The sequence below is a fragment of the Cupriavidus sp. 2SB genome (assembly GCF_005503625.1).
Lineage (GTDB): Bacteria > Pseudomonadota > Gammaproteobacteria > Burkholderiales > Burkholderiaceae > Cupriavidus.
Genome location: NZ_SCMX01000051.1, coordinates 1 through 21,858, shown reverse-complemented (window position 1 = coordinate 21,858; position 21,858 = coordinate 1). Strand labels below are relative to the sequence as shown.

Genomic DNA, 21,858 nt, shown 5'->3' with positions numbered 1-21,858 from the left:
TCTAGCTCCCAGGAGCATCGGCGGCAACGCCCGTCGATGGCAATGACGACAGGAGTCGGACCGCACGCCTCGCACGCGCTGCGCACCGGCTCCGCAAACTTGCTTGACGGGATCAGGGCACCATGCAGACGCGCGCAAACCAGAACAAATCGCTGGCGCAACACAAGGTTGGGATGGCAGTACCGCAGGCGAGGCCGCTGGCCCGTACCGTGGCGCTGCTGGTGGCGGCGGGCGGCCTGTGGGGCACCTCGGGCGCCACGCACGCAAACCAGGCGTTCAGCCGCGCATGGATGGCCCAGAAGAACATGACGCAGGACACGGCGGCTGCCACGGGCCGCCTGCCCAACGGCATGCCGGCGTCGATGCTGACCAATCCGCAGGGGCAGCAGCAACAAGCCAACGCACAACTGCAGCGCTCGATCCAGAATCTCGGGCAGGCTGCGCAAAGCATTGCCGCAATGCAGGCCACGCAGGCCGCCGCACGCCAGGCCGCCGCGCAGCAAGCCTCGGTGCCCGATGGGCTGGGCGAGGGCGGCCTCAAGGTCGATACCAATAGCCTGACCGCCGGCTGGATCAACGCCAAGGACGCCACGCAGAAAGTGGTGGATGGGCGCACGCAGGTCACCATCGAACAGACCGCTGATAAAGCGATCCTGAACTGGGAAACGTTCAACGTGGGCCGCAACACCACGGTGGAATTCCAGCAGCGCCAGGACTGGGCCGTGCTGAACCGCGTGAACGATCCGCAGGCGCGCCCGAGCAAGATCCAGGGGCAGATCAAGGCCGATGGCACGGTCATGATCGTGAACCGCAACGGCATCGTGTTCACGGGTACGAGCCAGGTAGACACCCGCAACCTGGTGGCCGCTGCCGCCGGCATGACCAATGCGCAGTTCGACAAGGGCCTGTTCAGCGAGGCACGCGGCGCGGGCTATGTGCCGACGTTCGCCAACGATCTGGCTGTGAGCACAACGGCGGTCACGCATGGTGCGGCCACGGGCGATGTCATTGTCGAGGCCGGCGCGCGCATTGCCACGCGCAAGCCCGAGTCCGTCACGCAGGGCGGCGGGTACGTGCTGCTGCTGGGCCGCGAGGCGCATAACCGCGGCACCATCGTCACGCCGGGCGGACAAACCGCGCTGGCGGCTGGCGACAGCTTCGTGATCCGCCGGGGTCAGGGCACCGACGGCAATCCCAATTCGAGCACGCGCGGCAACGAAATCGACGTCACGCGACTGGCCAACAGCGCAGCGGGTCTTGTCACCAACAGCGGTCTGATCCAGGCCACCACGGGCGATATCACGCTCAAGGGCCATACCGTCGAGCAGTCGGGCGTGCTGGTGTCGAGCACCTCGGTCAATACGCGCGGCACGATCCACCTGCGCGCCGAAGGCGACGACAAGAGCCGCGTCACGATGGCGCCGAACAGCGTCAGCGCCATCGTGCTGGATGACAGCGGCGGTACGGCACTCGACGTGCAGCGCGATGCGTTGCTGCGCGACTCCGGCACCGTGAGCGAATCCGGCTACAACCGCCGCGACCAGTCGCTGGTGCAGGTGATTTCCTCGGGCGATGTCTTGTTCGATGGCGATTCGCTGACGCTGGCCACGGGCGGCCAGATCAGCGTCAACGCCGCGCGCCGTGCGCTGCTGGCTGACCGCGCCATCCTCGATGTGGCGGGCGCCGTGGGCGTCAACGTGGCGATGGAGGCCAACAACGTCGAGGTCAACGTTCAGGGCAATGAACAGCGCGATTCCCCGGACAACCGCGACTCCGGCAAGCTCAACAACACCACGATGTGGGTGGACCGCCGCTATCTCGTGCGCGTGCCGGCGGGCACCAACGGCTACACCACGGATCGCTGGTACACCGGCGGCGGCCTGCTGGAAGTCAGCGGCTACCTGAACACCAGCGGCCATGGCATCGGCGAATGGGCCGCGCTGGGCGGCACCGTGACGTTCGATGGCGGCCAACTGGTGACGCAGGCCGGATCGTCGGTGAACGTTTCGGGCGGCTCGCTGAACGTGCAGACCGGCATGATTCGCCAAAGCTGGCTGCGCGGCGAGGATGGCCGCCTGTACAGCCTCGACAATGCCCCGGCTGACGTGCTCTACAGCGGCCTGTATCGCGGCTATGAGACCCAGCACCAGCGCTGGGGCAAGACGTCCACCGAACAGTTCAACAGCCCGCTGATTGCGCCCGACCGTCGCCTGGAGAACGGCTACACGGTAGGCCGCGATGCGGGTCGTGTGGTGGTGGGCACGAATTCCGCCGTGCTGGAAGGCGCCATCGAATCGACGGTGTATCAGGGGCCCCGCCAGAGCCAGGCGCGCGATGCCACGCTGGATGGCTATCGCCAGTCGCAGATTGCCGCGCCGCTGGCCGGCGAACTCGTGATCGGGTCGATCAGTCCGTTCTACGACACCGCTTCGGGCATGCTGCGCGACAGCCCGAAGGCCAAGGTGAAGCAGGTGGAGATCGGCGCGGTCGAGGGTATCGCGCAGGGGCTCGGCCTGGATGGCGCGATGCCCGATTCGCTGGCCGGTCACATCGCACTGGATGCCGGCTGGGTCAACGCACAGAAGCTGGGCGGCCTCAAGGTCTACGCACAGGATGGCATCGAGGTGGATGCGCCGATTGCCGTCGCTAACGGCGGCGGCATCGCGCCGCACGCGGGCAAGGTGGACGTCAACGCCGATCTGACCGCACGTGGCGGCCAGATCGTGCTCGGCAACGTCCTTAGCCAGAGGACCGGCAACGAATGGGTCGACGGGACGATTTCCGCGACGCCGGTTGCGATGACCGGTGTCAACGTGGGGCCCGGCGTCACGCTGGATACGCGCGGCCTCTGGACCAACCTGCGCACAGACGCGGGTGACATTGCAGGACTGCCGTATATCAACGGCGGCGATATCCGCATCAGCACCACGGGCGGCATCGTGCTGGATGCCGGCAGCGTGCTCGATGTCTCGTCGGGCGCGGCGCTGAAGGCCAACGGCAAGCTCGACGGCGGACGCGGCGGCAATATCTCGCTGCTGTCGAACCAGTTGGACGTTACCGGCAAGAACGCCGGCACGCTGCGCATGGACGGTGAACTGCGCGGCTACGGTGTGCGTGGCGGCGGCAAGCTGACGCTCGATTCCGGCACGGGCGTGATCGTGGGCAGCAGTCCGCTGGCAGAGAACGGTGTACTGAAGGCCGGTGAATCGGCAGCGGTCCAGTTGATGCTGGCGCAGGACCTGACGATGCCGGTGGGCACTGTCCTGCCGACCGACTACACGTACTCCACCGATCGCATCCAGCCGGGCGGCGTCGCGCGCGGCAATCTCCTGGTCACGGTGGACAAGCCTGCGACGCTGGCAGGCAACTGGCAGGTGCCGGCTGGCGAGGGCGGTGTCGCGTACGTGGTCTACGACAGCTACGGCAACTTCTACCAGACCGGCATGATGGTTCCGACTGGGGCGAAGATCACCAGGACGGTCGGCAACATGGCGGCCGGCTACGTGGTGCCCGCGGGTGTGTTTGCCGATGGCATGCCCGTGGCGCCGTTCGACACCACGGTCAAGGCCGGCACGCCGTTCACGCAGGCCGTGACGCTGCACGCGGGCGACCGGCTCGCACCGGGCACGGCGCTGTCCGCCGATGTGAAGGTCAAGCCATTGCTGGTGCTCGACGGCAAGGTGTTCCAGACCGGCTTCGGCCAATACGAGGTGATCGGCCAGCAAGGCGTGGCGGTGGCGCCGGGCGCGATCATCGACGTCAGCATGCCCGTGATGCGCCACGATACCGTGCTCGCGCACGCGGCCCCCACGGGCACGGCGCCAGCGGATGCGATGCAGCAATGGCTGCCGCCCCTCTGGGAAGAAGACCCCGAAGACGGTGTGCTGACGCAGCGGCGCGGTGCCGATCTGGTGCTGACGGGCGGCAGCGTCTACGGGCACGCGCCGGTGGCAGTCGGCACCGGCAGCGTGGTCTCGGTCGATCCCGGTCACAAGATCACGTTGCAGGGCAACGGCCAGATCACCATCGACGGCACGCTGAACGCGTGGGGCGGCAAGATCTCGGTGCTGGAGACGGCGCTGGGCGTGGCTGCGGCCGATACGCCGAGCGGTCACGCGGACAGCCGTTCCATCTGGATCGGCAACCACGCGGTGCTCGATGCGGCAGGTCGTGCGGCCACCGCAGTGGATAACGCCGGACGCGTCTACGGGCGGGCAGCCAATGGCGGCACCATCGAGATTGGCGCGCCTTATGTGGCGGGCGCGCGTCAGGTGGACGCCGCAGATGCGTTCATCGTGGTGCGTCCAGGCGCGCGCCTCGACGCATCGGGCGACGCCGCTACGATCGACGTGCCGGGCCAGGGTGCCGTGGCACTGCCGGGCAACGGCGGCGTGATCGCGCTGAGTTCCTACCGTGGGCTGTTCGTCGATGGTGCCATGCGCGCGGCGTCGGCGGGCCCCGGCGCGGCAGGCGGCACGCTGGCGCTGTCACTGGAAACGCCGGCCTACCTGGGCGTGGCGAACAACACGTTGCAGGGCGTGGGCGTGGAAGACGCCGTGCGGGTGCCGCGCGAGTTGATCCTGGCGCAGGTGCAGGGCGCCAGCGTCCTGTCCGACGACCTCGCCCCGGGCGCCAATCTCGCGAATGGCGAGACGCTGGCCTTCGGTTACGGGCGCATTGGCGTGGACCGCATCGCGGCAGGCGGCTTCGGCAATCTTTCGCTGCTCGCCAACGGCCTGATCAGCTTCGACGGCGATGTCGATCTGAAGATGGACCAGAGCCTGCGGCTGGTGGCCAGTTCGTTGAATCTTGCGCAGCAAGCGGATCGGGCGACCCACGTCACGCTGGCGGCACCGTACATGCAGATTGCTGGCAATACGCGCCGCGCGGTGGATAACTCGATCATGCCCAATCCGGTGGTCGGTTCGCGCAACCTGATCACTTCGGGCGGCGGGTCGCTCGGCGTGCCGCTGGTGGCCGAAGATGCCAGCCTGACCGTGGATGCAGGGTTTCTCGATATCGCCGGGCAGATGCTGATGGGCACGCGCGGCGACATCGTGATGAATAGCGGCACGCCGCTGAAGGTGGAGCGTGACACGTTCGGGTCGATCGCCCTGCGCAGTGCGGCCGATATGCGCCTGTCCGGTGCCGCCGAGCTCTATTCAGCCGGCAACCTGACGCTGGCTGCGTCGCAGATCTATCCGGCCACGCTGGACAGCGGCAAGTTCGTCGTTGGCCTGGAAAACTACGTGGACCAGTGGGGCACCCGGATGACCCGCATGGTCCCCACGCGTGTGCTGAACATCGAGCGGTCGGGCGCGGCGGGGGCGGCCGACCCGGCATTGCCGTATTCGGTCTTCGGCTCGATCCAGCTGGCCGGACCCACGGTCAACCAGAACGGCGTGGTGCGCGCACCGATGGGCAGCGTGACCATCGGCTCCAGCCAGAACGGTCAGGAAACCGGCATCGTCAACCTGCTGCCGGGTAGCGTCACGTCCGTGAGCGCGAAGGGCCTGACCATGCCGTTCGGCGGATCGCTGGATGGCTTGAGCTACATGTATAACGGCGCCGATGTGGCGTTCGACAAGGCGGGCGCCGGACCCGCGGTCACGCTGGCCGGCCACGCCATCGACGTGAAAGAGGGGGCCGTCCTCGACATGAGCGGCGGTGGCGACCTGAAGGGCGCTGCGTTTCTGTCCGGACGCGGCGGTTCCACCGATGCGCGCATGAACCCACTCATTCAGGTGGACCCGAAGGGCAGCTTCACGCTGCCGGGCCTGGCCACCAACCCGGTCTACGCGATCGTGCCCGGGGCACAGGCCGGCTACGCGCCGATCGTGGCGGAGAAGGGCGCAGGCGACCCCGCCATCGGCCGCCAGATCACCATCGGCGCAGGCGTGCCGGGCTTGCCGGCGGGCACTTATACGTTGCTGCCGTCTACCTACGCGCTGCTGCCGGGTGCCTTCCGCGTGGAACTGAATGGCGCGCAGGCCGCCGCCTCTATCGCCACCACTACGCGGCAGGATGCGCTGGCGATGCGCAATGGCTCGTACGCCACCAGCGCGCAACTGAGCACGTTCGGCACGGGCATTCGCGACGCACTGCCTACGCAGGCCATCGTCACTTCGGCGGACGTACTGCGCCGCTATTCGCAGTACAACGAGACGAACTACACCGATTACGCTATCGCCGCGGCCCAGCGCAACGGCATGCCGCGTACGATGATCGAGCGCGATGCCAAGACGCTCAAGCTTGATTTCCTCGCGGGCTACTCCAACGGCAAGATCGGCGATACCGAATCGCTGCACTTCGCTGGCAAGGCACTGTATGACACGCCGGAAGGCGGCTGGGGCGGCAGCGCGCTGGTCACTGGCGCAGGCAATTACGAGGTTCTGGCCGCTGGCGCAGCGCCTGGCGCACCGGGTGCCATGTCGTATCCGGTGTCACTGCACGCCGATGACCTGAACGCGATCGGCGCCTCCCGGCTTGCCATCGGCGCATTGCCGAAGGTCGGCGGCGCGGGCAGCAACGCCCAGCGCGGCAATGTGGCGACATTCGATTCCGCCGCTTCCAACATCGTATTGCGCGAAGGTGCTGTGCTGAAGGCGCCCGAGGTATTCCTCGTGACCAGCAACCCGACCGGTGGCATCACTATCGAGCAGGGTGCGGGCATCAACACGCTGGGGCAGGGCAAGGCCGCGTGGGACTCGACTAACGGCTTCGTTTTCGAGCCGGGCCAGCGCGGAGTGGTGGCGCTGTCGAACGGGTGGCTGGACATGCTGGCACCTGTTGCGAGCAACGGAAGCTTCGGCGGCGGCTTCATCGATATCGGCGCCTGCGGCGCGGGCGCCGCGTGCCAGGGCAATGCGCAGTTGTATTCGGAAGGCACCATCGCGGCGGCTACCGACAACACGTTCGAACTGCGCGACGCGGTGCGCTACGGCACGCGCAATCTCTCGCTGTCGGTGGGGGCGATCAACGTGGGCACCGAAGCCGCGCTGGCGGGTGCGGCGTCGCGCGGCGCACTGACGCCGGGCCTGCGGCTCTCGCAGGACGTGCTGAACCGCCTGATCAACGGCGACACCAGCACCGGCGCCCCGGCGCTGGAGAACCTGATCCTGACCGCGCGCGATGCGGTCAACTTCCACGATTCGATCACGCTCTCCACGCTCGATCCTGTCACCGGCAAATCCGCGCTCGACCGCCTGGTGCTGACCACGCCGGCCATCTATGGCGCGGGCGATGCCAATGCCGATGCACGCATCCAGACCGATGTGCTGGTGTGGAACGGCGCCACCACGCCGGCTGGGCAGGTGGCTGCAGGCGGGGCCGGCACCGGCTCGGGCAAGTTCACGATCGATGCGCGCGAGATCGAGTTCGGCTTCGCACCATCGGTACGCACGGACACCGTGCATGACATGGACCGTCTGGCGCTTGGCTTCAGCGATGTCATCCTGAAGGCAGGCGAGCGCATCACGGCCAATCGAAAGGGCGCGCTGGCGGTCTACCAGTCGCGCGGCGCATGGGACGACGCAGCAGGCAAGTTCCCCTACAACGGCGGCAATCTGCATATCGAGACGCCGCTGCTGACGGGCCAGGCAGGCTCCGTCAACACGCTGCGCGCCGGGGGCGACATCAGCGTGGCCGCACCGGCTGGCGCGACGGCGCCGGTGCTGTCGAACGCCGCACTGGTGGCGGCGATGGGTGCGGAGATTGCGCTGGAAGGGCGCAACGTTGCGCTCGATACGGCCGTGGCGCTGCCGAGCGGCAAGCTCACGGTCACCGCGCAGGGCGACATCGCGCTGGGTGATCGCGCCGACCTCGACCTCGCCGGGCGCAAGCTCGACTTCTTCGACGTCAGCAAGTACAGCTGGGGCGGCGATGTGGTGCTTGACAGCAAGGCGGGCAACATCCGCCAGGCATCGGGTTCGCACGTCGATCTCTCCGCAGTGGAGAACCGCGCGGGCAAGTTCACGGCCATCGCGCTGGGCACCGGTGCGGGCATGGTCGATCTGCAAGGCTCCTTCGCGGGCGGCAGCACCGGCCACTACGACGCGGGCGGCACCTACGTGCCATATGCCGCAGGCGGCGCCGATATTCGCGGCCAGCAGATTGCGGACTTCACGGGCCTGAACCAGCGACTCAACGATGGCAAGGTCAGCGGCAGCCGCAACTTCCAGATCAAGCAGGGCGACCTGACGATTGGCGACGAACTGAAGGCGCGCGAGATCAGCGTGTCCGTCGATGGCGGCCGGCTCGTGGTCAACGGCACCGTGGATGCCAGCGGCGAACAGGTGGGCAGCATCCGTCTGGCGGCGCGCGATGGCGTGGCCATCGGCGGCAATGCACTGCTCGATGCGCACAGCCGCGTGCTGCGCGTGGACAGCTACGGCAAGATCATCGAGGCGCCGAACCGCGCCATGATCGAGATCCAGAGCGGCAACGGCACGCTGGTGCTGGCCGACGGCGCGCGCATGGACGTGCGCGCCGGCACCGATGGCACGGCGCAGGCGCTGGGGACGGTGGAACTGAGCGCGCGGCGTATTGGCGGCGCGCGCGGTACGGATGTGGATATCGATGCGTCGGGCACCGTGCGCATCGATGGCGCGCGCGGCATCTACGTCAACGCGTTCCAGCGTTATGACAACGCACCGCTGATCACGGGCGGCACCGTCGATGGCCGCGACTACCAGTCGATCACGCAGGGCTACCTGAAAGACCTGCATGACGACAGCGCGGCGTTCATGACCAACGCGCTGGCCAACGGCGACCTGATGAATCGCAAGCTCGCGGGCCTGCGTGGCTACGCGGACGCGTTCCATCTGCGCCCCGGCGTCGAGATCGTCAGCGCCACGCCCGATGGCGACCTTCATGTCGATGGCGATATCGACCTGTCCGGCTTCCGCTACGCCAGCGTGAATCCGCATTCGCAGATGACTGGTGTCTATGGTTCGGGCGAGGCGGGCGCGCTGGTGCTGCGCGCGGGCGGCAACCTCAAGATCTACGGCAGCCTCACCGATGGTTTCGATACCTCGGTGCTGCAGCCCACGATCGACGACAAGGGCTGGATTCTGGTCAAGGGCCGCATCCCTTGGGGCGGCGATGTGATCATCCCGACCGACAACCTCGTGACGCTGGCCGAAGGCACGTTCTTCTACTCGGGACGCGCGCTGAACTATGCGTTGTCGATGCAGGCGATGTCGCTGCGCGCCGGCACCGAACTCGCCACGCGCGCCACGCTGACGGCGGACCTCGTGTTGCCGGCTGGCACGGTGCTGGGCGGCGCGGTGCGCGATAGCAGCGGCAACGTGGTCTACGCCGCTGGCGCCGTGTTGCCGCAGGCCGTGACGCTGTCCAGCGGCATGCAGCTCGACGCGGGCAACCGTCTGCCGTCCGCCGCGAAGGTGGGGCCGATGGTGTGGCCGGCCGGCGTGCCGCTGCCGTTCCCCGATGGCGCCATTGTCGATGTCGGGTCGTCCTGGGCGGGCGTGAATGGCGTGCAACTGGCGGGTTCGCTGACCCTGCGCAAGGGTGCGATGCTGCCGGCCGAAACCGTGGTCAAGCTGCCGGGCGACGCAGAGAGCGTACAGATGCGTCCGGCCGATGCCGATGGCAATCAGGGCCGCAATCTCGCGCTGGCGCCGATGCTGGCACCGGGGTCGCAATCGTGGTCGATCCGTCTGGTGGGCGGCGCGGATCTGGATGCCGCGGACACGCGCGCCTTGCTGCCGCACAGTGCCAGCGGCCATGTGCTGCTGGCCGATACGCACTATGGTCTGGTGTTTCAGAAGAACGTTCTGGTGCCGGGCACGGGCCTGCCGGGGCAGTATGTGTGGGGTCCGGACGCCGAGATTTTCGGATACATGCCGGGTGATGTCATCACGCCTCAAGACATCATCAACTTTGGTGGTGAAGAAGCGCTGATGGGCCTGAACGACTGGGGTCTCGGCGTACTTGTGACGAAAATCGCCGACGGCACCCCGGCAGAGTATGAGGACCGCGCGACGCCGGGCCGCCAGCAGCTCTACAGCGTGCTGCGTACCGGCACGGGCGATCTGGATGTGCTGTCCGCCGGTGATTTCACGATGTCGTCGCCGTTCGGCGTCTACACGGCGGGCACGCAGTCGATTGGCGTGAGTACGGCGTACAACCAGCCGCGTTCGAACGGGGCGGACGGCACCATCCTGGGCGCGCTGGGCGCCGACTGGGCACCGTATGTCAATGGCGGTACGCAAAGTCTCTATCAGGCGTGGTATCCGGAACACGGCGGCAACGTGCTGGTGCGTGCGCAGGGCACCGTGCGCGGCGACACCATCGGACAGGCGTCTGGCTCCATCCGCAACGACGATGCGCTTGGCGTCATGCGGACGCATTTCGACACCTCCGCCGTGGGCGGCTGGCTGTGGCGCCAGGGCACCGGTAGCGCCGCGCAACCGGGCGAAGGCGTGCCGACCGCGTGGTGGATCAACTTCGGTACCTACGTGCCCGCTGCAAAGGGCACGGCCAATGCGCTGCATGACGGCACGCCATTCCTGGTGGGCTTCACGGGCATTGGCACGATGGGTGGCGGCAATCTCGTGCTCGAAGCCGGCGCTGACGCCGGCATGATGGAATCGCGCATGGGCAAGGCAGACAACGTACTGTCGCGCAGCCAGGGCCTGAACCTGGCAGTAGCCAGCACGGGCCGCGTTTCGGCCGATGGCAGCACGCTGACGCTGACCGGTGGCGGCGACCTCGACATCCGCATCGGCGGGGGACTCAACCCTGTGGCGGAGGTGCGGGCGACACCGAATACGGGCAGCAGCGGCATGGATGGCGCCCTGCTGCGCTACGACAACGTGCAGATTCCGCTCAACAGCACGTTCACGAACCTGCGCGGCGCGCTGCGGCTGGCGGCCGGTTCGGTGGGTGGTGTGGAACTGCGCTACGACGTCTCGGATCGCATGGAATCGCGTGCGTACCAGCCCAACGTGGCCACCTCGTCGATCGCGGCCGGTGGCCCGGTACTGGTGCCCGGCGATTCAACGATCAGCATCGATGCGCGCGGCGATCTCGCCGTGGGTGGCGTGGCCGATCCGGGCCGCGTGCCGCAGTACCACAACGGCACGCCGTTCACGCTCAACGGCACCGCGCAGGACGGTGAGGGCTTCAGCTGGTTCTCGCTGTGGACCCCGGCCACGGCGGTAAATCTGCTGGCGGCGGGCGGCAACCTGACGCCGTCGATGGCGTGGATGGATAACCGTACCGGCCAGAATCACAGCGCCACCGATGGCCGCTTTATGATGCCGGCCATCCTGCGCGCGGCGGCGCCCAACGGCAGCCTCTACTATGGTGGGTCGAGCCAGGGCAGGCGCGGTAGCGACAACCTGATCGCGCAGTCGCCATATGGCCTGATGCTGGCGCCGTCGCCAGTGGGTTCGCAGTTCACGACCACGGGCACCGGCGCGCTGGAACTGCTGGCGGGCGATTCGATCTACGCCGGCGGCTACGCGGTGACGCAGTCGGGTGCCGATGGCGCCGCGTTGCCCACGCCGTTCAACCCCGGCTTTGTTGGCGTGGTGGGGCGGGTCTGGTACGGTGCGCATCTGGTCGGCAATGTCAGTCAACAGGCGCTTGCACCAAGCGTGATGTTCACCAACGGCATGGACACCGACCAGCTTTATCCGCTGTTCAGCCTGACGGCACCGACCGCCTCCGGGCAGGCACATGTGGGCCAGCCGCCCGCGCGCTTTTATGCCAACGACGGCGATATCGTGGGGTTGCGCACGGGCGGCATCATCACGCACGGCAACCCCAGGGGCCAGGACGGGCTGCAGCCGACGTGGTACGAAGGCGGCGGCCCGGTGGCGATCCGCGCGGGGCGCGATATCGTCAACGCCGGCACGGAACTCGGCATTGTCGAGACGGTGCCGACTGCCGCGCTCGGCTGGTACGGGCAGTATTACAGCGCGCAGCCCAATGCGCCGCTGCGTCCCACGCGGATCGAGACAGGCAGCGTGCGCGGCAACCTGATCGTGCACAACAGCGCGGACGATGTCTCGGTGATCTCGGCCGGGCGCGACATCCTGGGCGGCACGTTCTACGTGGCAGGGCCGGGCCTGATGGAAGTGACCGCGGGCCGCGATCTCTACCTCGCCGACAAGGGCGAACTCAAGAGCATCGGCCAGGTGGTCAATGCCCGGGCGGGCGACCGCGCCAGCGGGGCCGGCATTGCCGTGGCCGCTGGTGTGGGCGCACGCGGGCTCGACGGGCTGGGTTTCCAGGCGTTTGCGGCGCGTTACCTCGATCCGGCCAATCAGGCCGATCCGTCTCGTCCGCTGGCCGACCAGCCGGGCAAGGTGGTGACCACGTATGGCGGCAAGCTGACGCTGGGCGACTGGCTGCGCGCGGAGTTCGGCTACGGCGGCGACGAAGCCGGCGCGCCTGCGTTCCTCGCCGCCAAGCAAGGGGAGCTGGACCTTGCCCGCGACCAGAAGCAGGCAGGCGGCACGGCCGCCACCAGCCGCGACCTGCAGCGCGAGTTCGGCCTCCAGTCTCAGTTGCATCTCGTGAACTGGCTGACCGACCGCTTCGGCGGCGCCAATGGCCTGGGCCTGCATTTCGATGCCGCCGCCGGCGATGCGCGCGCATTCTTCGCCGCGCTGCCGCCCGAGCAGCAGCGCGCCTATCTGCGCAATGTCTACTACGCGGAACTGAAGGCATCGGGGCGCGAGTACAACGCCGTGGGCGGCCCGCGTGCCGGCAGCTACCTGCGGGGCCGGGAGGCCATCGCCACGTTGTTGCCGAATGGCGCGAGCCTGGGCGACGCGACGGGCGAGCGCGCCTACGACGGCGACCTGACCATGTTCAGCAGTGCGAAGTACTACATGGACTCGGCCAACCCGACCTTCACCACGCGTCCCCGGGCCGGTGTGAAGTACCTGACCAAGGCCCAGTGGGTGGCCGCCGGATCGCCGGGCAACGTGCCGTACTTCGACGTGCTCGATGCCGGCATCCATACGGACTTTGGCGGTGACATCAGCATCCTGACGCCGGGTGGCCGCACGCTGGTGGGCGTGGATGGCGGCTTCGTGCCGGGCGAGGGGTCGGGCGTGCTGACGCAGGGTTCTGGCGAGATCCAGATGTATGCCCGCGACAGCATCCTGCTGGGCCAGAGCCGTATCTTCACCACGTTCGGCGGCAACATCCTGGGCTGGTCGGCGCAAGGCGACATCAACGCGGGCCGGGGTTCCAAGTCCACGGTGGTCTACACGCCACAGCGGCGCATTTACGACGACTATGGCCGCGTGACGTTGTCTCCGACCACGCCAAACACCGGCGCCGGTATCGCCACGCTGAATCCGATTGCCGAGGTGCCGCCCGGCGACATCGACCTGATTGCGCCGCTGGGCACCATCGACGCGGGCGAAGCTGGCATCCGTGTCTCGGGCAACGTCAACCTGGCGGCGCTGCGCGTGGTGAATGCCGAGAACATCCAGGTGCAGGGTAAGGCAACCGGCATCCCGGTGGTGGCTGCCGTCAACGTGGGTGCCCTGTCGAATGCCAGCGCGGCGGCGTCGCAAGCCGCCAATGCGGCGCAGGAGGCCGTGCAGCGCGAACGCACGGCCGCCCGCCAGGCCATGCCGTCGGTGTTCACGGTGCGCGTGCTGTCCACGGGTGGCGAGCCAGCGGAAGGCGCGCCCAGGCCGGGGCAGGGCGCCAGCGTCCAGCCCGCGCCTTACGACTACAAGTCGGCAGTGCAGGTACTGGGGCAGATGAACCTGGGCGATGCCGCGCTGAGCCAGTTGACCCCGACCGAGCGGAGGAACCTGCAGCAGCACTGATAGGGAAGGTGGCAGGACAAGGGGGCGCCTTCGGGCGCCCCTTTGCGTTGGGGCGTCGAAGTTTAGGGTTTGTACGAGGGAGGCGACGCAGATTCTTTGCCAGGGCGGAACTTGCCAGCCTCTGCCGGGTCCATTGTTGCGATCGGTTACAATGCTGTGCCGCAGCATCCCGCCCCCGGCAAGTGCCTGATAATGGGCATCCGCCTGCTTTGTCTGCTGCCTGACCCCTGTTTCGACTGGTTTCCGCCCCCGAGCCTGATGCGTTTTCTCGTTTTCCTGCTGACTGCCCTGTGCTTGTCCGCGCTGTCGTTTTCGGCAGCGGCGAACGTGCGCGCGGACGCCGTGCAGGCGGAGGCGGTGGACTACGCGATGCAGGCGGCCGATGACGATTTGTCGCAGCTCGTGCTGCCGGGCGATCCGGACTACGGTGAAGACGAGGTGGCTGACGATGGCCCGCCGCCGGGCTATTGCAACATCTGGTCGGCCGACCTGCTCGATCCGCTGGACCTCTTCGACGCCGTTGACGAGACCAGCGCACTGTTCGTACTCCCTTCCTTCCAGCTTCCCCAGTCCGTGGACGATCTGGTGCAGCCGCTCGCGGCGCGCACCACGTTCGAGTCTGAGGGCGTGTTCCGCCCGCCCAATCTCCTCGGCTGATCTGCCGAGCCGCCGTGCGCGCAGCTTGATTCGCGCCCACGGTGTGCTTTCCTTGTCTTGCGCCCCCGAATTCGCGTGATGCCCTGAGCATCGCGCCGTAACGCCTTGCCACACGCGTACCCGCCATGCCGGCCGGTACGGTTGGCGCGCGTGGATGCCGGAGGGGCGGGACAGCCGTACCGTTTGATTCTCTCCGACATGAAGACCAAAACAACGTTGACTTGGGTCGCGTCGCTGTCTTTCCTGACAGCGCCCGCCTGGGCCGCGCAGCCCGTGCCGGTCAGTTCTGCCCCTTCGCCCGCCAAGGCGGGTGCCCCTGCCGGATCATTGCCGGCAACCACCACGCTGGCGGCCCGTGCGATGCCCCGGGTCACCACGCCCGCCGCCGAAACCTTCGAACTCCAGCAACTGCTGGAACTCGCCCAATCGACCAACAAGGGCGTGGACGCCGCCCAGGCCAATGTGGATGCCGCCACGGCAGCGATCACCACGGCCCGTGCCTATCCGAACCCGCAGGTGGAAGTGATGTATGGCCGCCTGCACGGCAAGGAAGCTGGCGTGCAAAGCGGCAATGCGCCGTCCTACGCCTTTGTGCAGAAGTTCGATTATCCGAACCAGCGCAGCCTGCGCGAGCGGATGGCCGGACGCGGACTCGAAGCCTCCGAGGCCCAGCGCCAGACCTTTCGCGCCGAACTGGCTGGCCGCGTGAAGACCGCGTACTTCCAGGTGCTGCGCCGCGAGACCGAACTGGCTGCCGCGCGCGAGGACCTGACCCTGATGCGCCAGATCCAGGAACGCGCCAAGGTGCGTGTGGATGTGGGCGAGGCGCCACGCTATGAACTGATCAAGGCCGATACCGAACTGCTGGGCGCGCAGAAGACGCTGCAGACGGCGGAGTTGCGCGTGGAGCAGGCCAAGGCGTCGCTGCGTCAGCAGGTGGGCGGCGCGTTGCCGGCCAGCTTTGCGCTGCACGGCAGCCTGTCCCATGCGCCGAACGTGCCGAATCTGGCCGTGCTGCGCGACACGCTGCAAGCCAACAATGCCGAACTGAACCAGCGCCGCAGCGAAGTGGAACGCGCGCGCCTGGGCGTGGATTACCAGCGCTCGCTGCGCTGGCCCGAGGTGGCCGTGCGTGCCGTGACCAACCGCGAGCCGGACAACAACGTGAACCAGATCGGCCTGGTCATGACCATTCCGCTGTGGGACCGCCGCAGCGGCCCGGTGGGCGAGGCGACCGCACAGGCCACGCAGGCCCGCACGGCGCTTGAGGCGCGCGAGTTCGAACTGACGCAGGAACTGAGCAACGCGTACCAGCAGTACGAGATCACGCAGGCCCAGGTCACGGCGCTGGAATCCGGCATCGTGCGCGAAGCGGAATCGGCGCTGGGCGTGGCGGAAGCCGCCTACCGCTTTGGCGAGCGCGGCATCCTGGATTACCTCGATGCACAGCGCGTGCTGCGCAATGCGCGCAGCGAACTGATCACCGCGCAGTACGAACTGCAGGTTGCCGCCATCCAGATTGAAAAGCTCATGTCGGCCACGCCCGGCGCGCCCACTGGCGCCGCCCCGGCCTCCGCCATGCCCGCCTACCAGACTCCGAACTGATCATGCGTCCCTCTCACTCCCTGCTTTCCATTGCAGCCGCCGTCATGATGGTGATGACGCTGGCAGGTTGCTCCAAGGACCCCGAGCCGGCGGCTGAAGCGCCCAAGCTGCCGCCGGGTATCGTCAAGCCCGCTGAAAACCTCCAGAAGACCCTGAAGGTGGCCGCCCTGGGCACGTCTCCGTTCAGCGAGATGCTGCGCGTGGCCGGCCGTATCGATTTCGACGAGCAGCGCGTGTCGCGCATCGGCGCCACGGTCACCGGCCGCGTGACCGACCTCTATGCCGTGCTCGGCCAGGAGGTCAAGGCCGGCCAGGTGCTGGCCCGCCTGCACAGCAGCGAACTGGGCGCCGCCCAGATGGCCTTCCTGAAGGCCGAAGCGCAGAACGACCTGCAGGCCCGCAACGCCGAGCGTGCGCGCCAACTGTTCGACGCCGACGTGATCGGCCGCGCAGAACTGCAGCGCCGCCAGAGCGAATACGCGATTGCCGCCGCCGAGATGCGTGCCTATCGTGACCAGCTTCGCGTGCTGGGCATGTCCGCCGGCGCGATTTCCACGCTGGCCAAGAACGGCAGCATCGATTCCTATTCGCCGGTGTTCTCCAGCATCAGCGGCACCGTGGTGGAGCGCAATGTGGCGCAAGGCCAGGTGGTGCAGCCCGCGGATGCGCTCTACACCGTGGCGGACCTGTCGCGCGTGTGGGTCGTGGCCGAGGTGCCCGAGCAGCAGGCCGCGCAGGTGGCCGAAGGCCAGAACGTGGAGATCGAGGTGCCGTCGCTGGCCAATGGCAGCGGCACCATCACCGGCAAGCTGATCTATGTGGGCCGCACGGTCAGCCCGCAGTCGCGCACGGTGCTGGTCCGTACCGAAGTGGAAAACAAGAACGGCGCGCTGAAGCCCGCCATGCTGGCCAGCATGCTGATCGCGGGCAAGCCCACCGATACGCTGGTGGTGCCCGGCTCCGCCGTGGTGCGCGATGGCAACGACGAGCAGGTGTACGTGGAAACGGCGCCGGGCCAGTATCGCCTGACCAAGGTAAAGCTCGGTTCCGAGAGCGACGGCATGCGCGTGATTCAGGGCGGCGTCAAGGCCGGTGACCGCATCGTGGTGGAGGGGGCTTTCCACCTCGACAACGAGCGCAAGCGTCTGGAACAGGGGTAATCCGCCATGATGACATCGCTTGTTGAAGCCGCAATCAAGCAGCGGCTGGTGGTGTGCGTGCTGGCGGTGGTGCTGTTCTTCTTCGGCCTGCGGGCCGCTGGCAAGCTGTCGGTGGATGCTTTCCCGGACGTGACCAACGTCCAGGTGCAGATCGCCACGGAAGCCACCGGCCGTTCGCCCGAGGAAGTGGAGCGCTTCGTCACCGTGCCCATCGAAATGTCCATGACCGGCCTGCCGGGCCTGGAAGAGATGCGCTCGCTGAACAAGGCGGGCCTGTCGCTGATCACGCTCGTGTTCACGGACAAGACCGACGTCTACTTTGCGCGGCAGCTCGTCATGGAGCGGCTGATCGAGGTGGGCGGGCGTATGCCCGAGGGCGTGGCGCCGGTGCTCGGCCCCGTCTCCACGGGTCTGGGCGAGGTCTACCAGTACACGCTCGATCTGCCCAGTGACGGCAACCGCGAACTGACGCAGGAAGAACTGTCGGAGCGCCGCATCGCCCAGGACTGGGTGGTGCGTCCGCTGCTGCGCTCGATTCCCGGCGTGGCCGAAATCAACTCGCAGGGCGGCTTCGTGCGGCAGTACCAGGCACTGGTCAACCCGGAGCGCATGCGCCACTACGGCGTGAGCATCCAGCAGGTCTACCAGGCACTGGCGCGCAACAACGCCAACTCGGGCGGCGGCGTGCTGCCGCACTACGCGGAGCAGTACCTGATCCGCGGCGTGGGCCTGGCCAAGGGCGTGCCTGACATCGAGAGCATCGTGCTCAAGGAGGTCAACGGCACGCCGGTCTACCTGCGCGATGTGGCGCGCGTGGAGATCGGGCACGAGGTGCGTCAGGGTGCGCTGGTCAAGAATGGCCAGACCGAATCCGTGGGCGGCATCGTGATGATGATGCGCGGCGGCAATGCCAAGGAAGTGGTCAGCCGCGTGAAGAAGCGCGTGGCGGAGATCAACGAGCGCGGCATGATCCCGGGCGGCCTGCAGATCGTGCCGTACTACGACCGTAGCGAACTGGTGGATTCGGCGCTGTGGACCGTGACCAAGGTGCTGCTCGAAGGCGTGGTGCTGGTGGTGATCATCCTGTTCCTGTTCCTCGGGGACGTGCGCTCGTCGATCATCGTGCTGGCTACGCTGGTGCTCACGCCATTACTGACGTTCATCGTCATGAACCGGATGGGGCTCTCCGCCAACCTGATGTCGCTCGGGGGGCTGGCGATTGCCATCGGCCTCATGGTCGATGGATCGGTGGTGGTGGTGGAGAACGCGTTCGAGCGGCTGGGGCATGCCGAGAAGAGCGGCCTGACCAAGACCGAGATTCTGGTCAAGGCCGTGCAGGAAGTGGCCACGCCGGTGGTGGTGGGCGTGGGCATCATCATCCTGGTGTTCCTGCCGCTGATGACGCTGCAGGGCATGGAAGGCAAGATGTTCGCGCCGCTGGCCTTCACGATCTCGATCGCGCTGGCCATCTCGCTGTTCCTGTCGCTGACGCTGTCGCCGGTGCTGTCCTCGTATCTGCTCAAGGGCGGCGCCGAGCATGACACGTGGCTGATTGCGTTCATGAAGCGCCACTACCTGCGCATGCTGCACTGGGCGCTGGCCAACAGCAAGAAGACGGTGCTGTCGGCGGTGGGCCTGTTCGTGGCCACCGTGATGATCGTGCCGATGCTCGGTACGTCGTTCATTCCGGAAATGAAGGAAGGATCGATCGTGCCCGCCATCGACCGCGTGCCCAACATCTCGCTCGAGGAATCGATCAAGATGGAGAAGCTCGCCAACAAGATGGTGCTGGAAGTGCCGGGCGTGAAGTCGGTGGTGTCCGGCGTGGGCCGCGGCGAAAGCCCGGCTGACCCGCAGGGCCAGAACGAATCGACGCCGATTGCCAGCCTCAAGGACCGCGACGAGTGGCCCGATGGCTGGACGCAGGACGATATCGCCAACGCCATCCGCGAGAAGCTCGCCACCATTCCGGGCGTGCAGATCGTGATGGCGCAGCCGATCTCGGACCGCGTGGACGAAATGGTCAGCGGCGTGCGCTCGGATATCGCCGTGAAGATCTTCGGCGACGACCTCGACAAACTGCGCGAGCTGGCAGGCGAGATTGCCCGCGTGGCGGGTGGCATCAAGGGCTCGCAGGATATCCGGCTGGAGCGGATCTCGGGGCAGCAGTACCTGTCCATCGAGATCGACCGTGCGGCGATTGCGCGTTACGGGCTGAACGTGTCGGACATCCACGACATCATCGAGATCGCCATCGGCGGCAAGCGCGCCACGGATATCTTCGAAGGCGAGCGCCGCTTTGCGGCGGCGGTGCGCCTGCCCGAAGAGTTCCGCAACAACGTGCAGGCCATCCGCCAACTGCTGGTGCAGGCGCCGGACGGCGTGCAGGTGCCGCTGCAGAGCGTGGCCAAGATCGAGGTCAGCGATGGCCCGGCGCAGATCAGCCGCGAAATGGCCAAGCGCCGCGTGGTGGTGATGATCAACGTGAAGGATCGTGACCTGGGCGGCTTCGTGGCCGAACTGCAGGCCGCGACCGAAGCCAAGGTCAAGCTGCCGGAAGGCTACTACTACGAGTGGGGCGGCCAGTTCCAGAACATGGAACGCGCCATGGGCCACCTGAAGATCATCGTGCCGATCACCATCGCCGCGATCTTCTTCCTGCTGTTCCTGCTGTTCAACTCGCTGCGCTACGCCACGCTGATCATCACGGTGCTGCCGTTTGCATCGATCGGCGGCATCATCGGGCTGTTTGTCACGGGCGAGTACCTGTCCGTGCCGGCCTCGGTGGGCTTTATCGCGCTATGGGGCATGGCGGTGCTCAACGGGGTGGTGCTGGTGTCGTATATCCGCACGTTGCGGGAGTCCGGCATGTCGCTGCGCAATGCCGTGGTGCGCGGCGCCACGCAGCGCTTCCGGCCGGTGATGATGACCGCCACCATTGCGATGCTGGGCCTGGTGCCGTTCCTGTTCTCGACGGGACCGGGCTCCGAGGTGCAGCGTCCGCTGGCCGTGGTGGTGATCGGCGGGCTGATCACGTCGACGCTGCTGACGCTGGTGATGGTGCCGGTGCTGTATCGCTGGTTCGACGACCGCAAGCCGGAGTCGCGCGACATGTCGGTGTGATGCCGATGATGTGATGTCGATCAGGTAGCGGCATTACAATGGCGGACGGCCGGCATGCATCGCGCGTGCCGGCCGTTTTTTTGTTCTGGAGTGTTCACCATGACAACGCTTACGCGTCGCGGGTTGGCGGCGTCTGTCGCTTTCGTGATGTCTCTGGCGATGCCGGCACTGGCATCGGCCGCATCCGCCTCGGCCCCCGGTCCCGACGGTTCCACCAACACCGAACTCGGCCAGCGCGGCGGCCGCCCCGAAGCACCCGAGGCGCCGTTCGCCTGCATGCAGGCGGTCAAGGCCAAGATGCCCCATCCCGACCAGTTCCGCTGGACGGCCAGCACCACGCGCCGCGTGGCGGAGGACGTCTACAGCGTGGTGGGCGCGGTGGAGTTCGTGAACCAGGCCGGCGAGGCCCGCAAGGGCGACGTCCAGTGCGATGTCATGCGCGCGCCCGGCAACCAGTTCATCGTCCCGAAAATCCGCCTTCCTCAGTAGTTGGAAGACCCCCGGTCCACATGACATTTCTGTCATGTGGACCGATTCATGTGGACACCGGCGGGATCGTTTCCTAGTCTTGTGTACGTTGTACACATTAACCGAGGAGACGTTGCATGAACACCGAAGTCACCAACGAACATCGCTGGCTGCACAAGCTGGTAGGCAAGTGGATTGCGGAAGGCGAGGCCCAGATGGGCCCCGACGCGCCAGCCGAGAAATGGAAGATTCCCGAGCAGGTCACCCAGATCGGCGACGTCTGGGTGCAGACGCGCTCCGAAGGCGATTTCCCGGGCTGCGGCCCGGCCACGACGCTGATGACGCTGGGCTACGATCCGGCCCGCAAGCACTTCGTGGGTACCTTCATCGGCTCGATGATGACCCACCTGTGGGTCTACGAAGGCGACCTCGAAGCCGATGGCCGCACCCTGACGCTACGTGCCGATGGCCCGGCCTTCACGCCGGAAGGCACCGTGGTGGCAGGCAAGATGGCCAAGTACCGCGACGTGATCGCGTTCCAGGACGACGATAACCGTACGCTGACCTCGTTCATGCAGGGCGACGACGGTCAGTGGACGCAGATCATGCAGGCGCGGTATCGAAGGGAAAAGTAGTTCGACTGGTTGTTCGATTGCCTAAGCGGACCAGATGGCCCACTTGTTCTGGTCCGCTCGCTTGCTCATGCCGTGCGTGGCGTGAAGACCGTTTGCGCCGCCCTTGATCCCCGACAACGCACACCGTTTCAACCCCCGCCAAGATTTCTCGCGGCACGGTTCCCACTGTGCCCGCCCTGCATACGCCAGCCACGCCTGAGCGTATCGCTGCCAAGCCATCCACCCGACCTGATTCATGATCGATCCCACCCGCGGAAGTAATCCGCACGCCCCGCAAACCGCCGTCGCCCCACTGAACACCATCGCTGTGGAAGACATCGGCAAGGGCGCCGCCGAGTTCGATGCGTGGCTGCAGGAGGTGAGCGGCGGCGCGGTAACGCTCGATCG

Annotated in this window: 7 protein-coding genes; all 7 read left to right on the top strand. The window is 67.0% G+C overall.

Features of this window, described 5'->3' with window-relative positions; genetic code table 11:
- Positions 1 to 122 precede the first annotated feature (122 nt).
- The 7 genes from FFS21_RS21525 (at position 123) to FFS21_RS21495 (ending at position 21,471) form a co-directional block, all read left to right on the top strand.
- On the top strand, positions 123 to 13,823 hold the full coding sequence (locus FFS21_RS21525; protein ID WP_137926758.1) for a filamentous hemagglutinin family protein: 13,701 nt from the start codon (positions 123 to 125) through the stop codon (positions 13,821 to 13,823).
- Positions 13,824 to 14,081: 258 nt separating this feature from the next.
- A complete protein-coding gene (locus FFS21_RS21520; RefSeq protein ID WP_137926757.1) occupies positions 14,082 to 14,480 on the top strand; it encodes an auxiliary protein of the heavy metal cation-transporting efflux system HmyCBA in 399 nt (132 codons plus the stop codon).
- Positions 14,481 to 14,678: 198 nt separating this feature from the next.
- On the top strand, positions 14,679 to 16,085 hold the full coding sequence (locus FFS21_RS21515; RefSeq protein ID WP_137926756.1) for a TolC family protein: 1,407 nt from the start codon (positions 14,679 to 14,681) through the stop codon (positions 16,083 to 16,085).
- 2 nt (positions 16,086 to 16,087) lie between these two features.
- Complete coding sequence (locus FFS21_RS21510; protein ID WP_137926755.1) at positions 16,088 to 17,245, top strand: efflux RND transporter periplasmic adaptor subunit; 1,158 nt, start codon at positions 16,088 to 16,090, stop codon at positions 17,243 to 17,245.
- A gap of 6 nt (positions 17,246 to 17,251) precedes the next feature.
- Complete coding sequence (locus tag FFS21_RS21505) at positions 17,252 to 20,368, top strand: efflux RND transporter permease subunit (protein ID WP_137926754.1); 3,117 nt, start codon at positions 17,252 to 17,254, stop codon at positions 20,366 to 20,368.
- Positions 20,369 to 20,467: 99 nt separating this feature from the next.
- Positions 20,468 to 20,857 carry a DUF2880 domain-containing protein gene (locus FFS21_RS21500; protein ID WP_137926753.1) on the top strand — a complete coding sequence of 130 codons (390 nt, stop codon included), beginning with the start codon at positions 20,468 to 20,470 and terminating at the stop codon, positions 20,855 to 20,857.
- 116 nt (positions 20,858 to 20,973) lie between these two features.
- A complete protein-coding gene (locus FFS21_RS21495) occupies positions 20,974 to 21,471 on the top strand; it encodes a DUF1579 domain-containing protein (RefSeq protein ID WP_137926752.1) in 498 nt (165 codons plus the stop codon).
- Positions 21,472 to 21,858: the final 387 nt, after the last annotated feature.

Bases quoted from the DNA above. Each gene is read 5' to 3' on its own strand.
- FFS21_RS21525 (WP_137926758.1), top strand. From the start codon at position 123: ATGCAGACGCGCGCAAACCAGAACAAATCGCTGGCGCAACACAAGGTT.
- FFS21_RS21520 (WP_137926757.1), top strand. From the start codon at position 14,082: ATGCGTTTTCTCGTTTTCCTGCTGACTGCCCTGTGCTTGTCCGCGCTG.
- FFS21_RS21515 (WP_137926756.1), top strand. From the start codon at position 14,679: ATGAAGACCAAAACAACGTTGACTTGGGTCGCGTCGCTGTCTTTCCTG.
- FFS21_RS21510 (WP_137926755.1), top strand. From the start codon at position 16,088: ATGCGTCCCTCTCACTCCCTGCTTTCCATTGCAGCCGCCGTCATGATG.
- FFS21_RS21505 (WP_137926754.1), top strand. From the start codon at position 17,252: ATGATGACATCGCTTGTTGAAGCCGCAATCAAGCAGCGGCTGGTGGTG.
- FFS21_RS21500 (WP_137926753.1), top strand. From the start codon at position 20,468: ATGACAACGCTTACGCGTCGCGGGTTGGCGGCGTCTGTCGCTTTCGTG.
- FFS21_RS21495 (WP_137926752.1), top strand. From the start codon at position 20,974: ATGAACACCGAAGTCACCAACGAACATCGCTGGCTGCACAAGCTGGTA.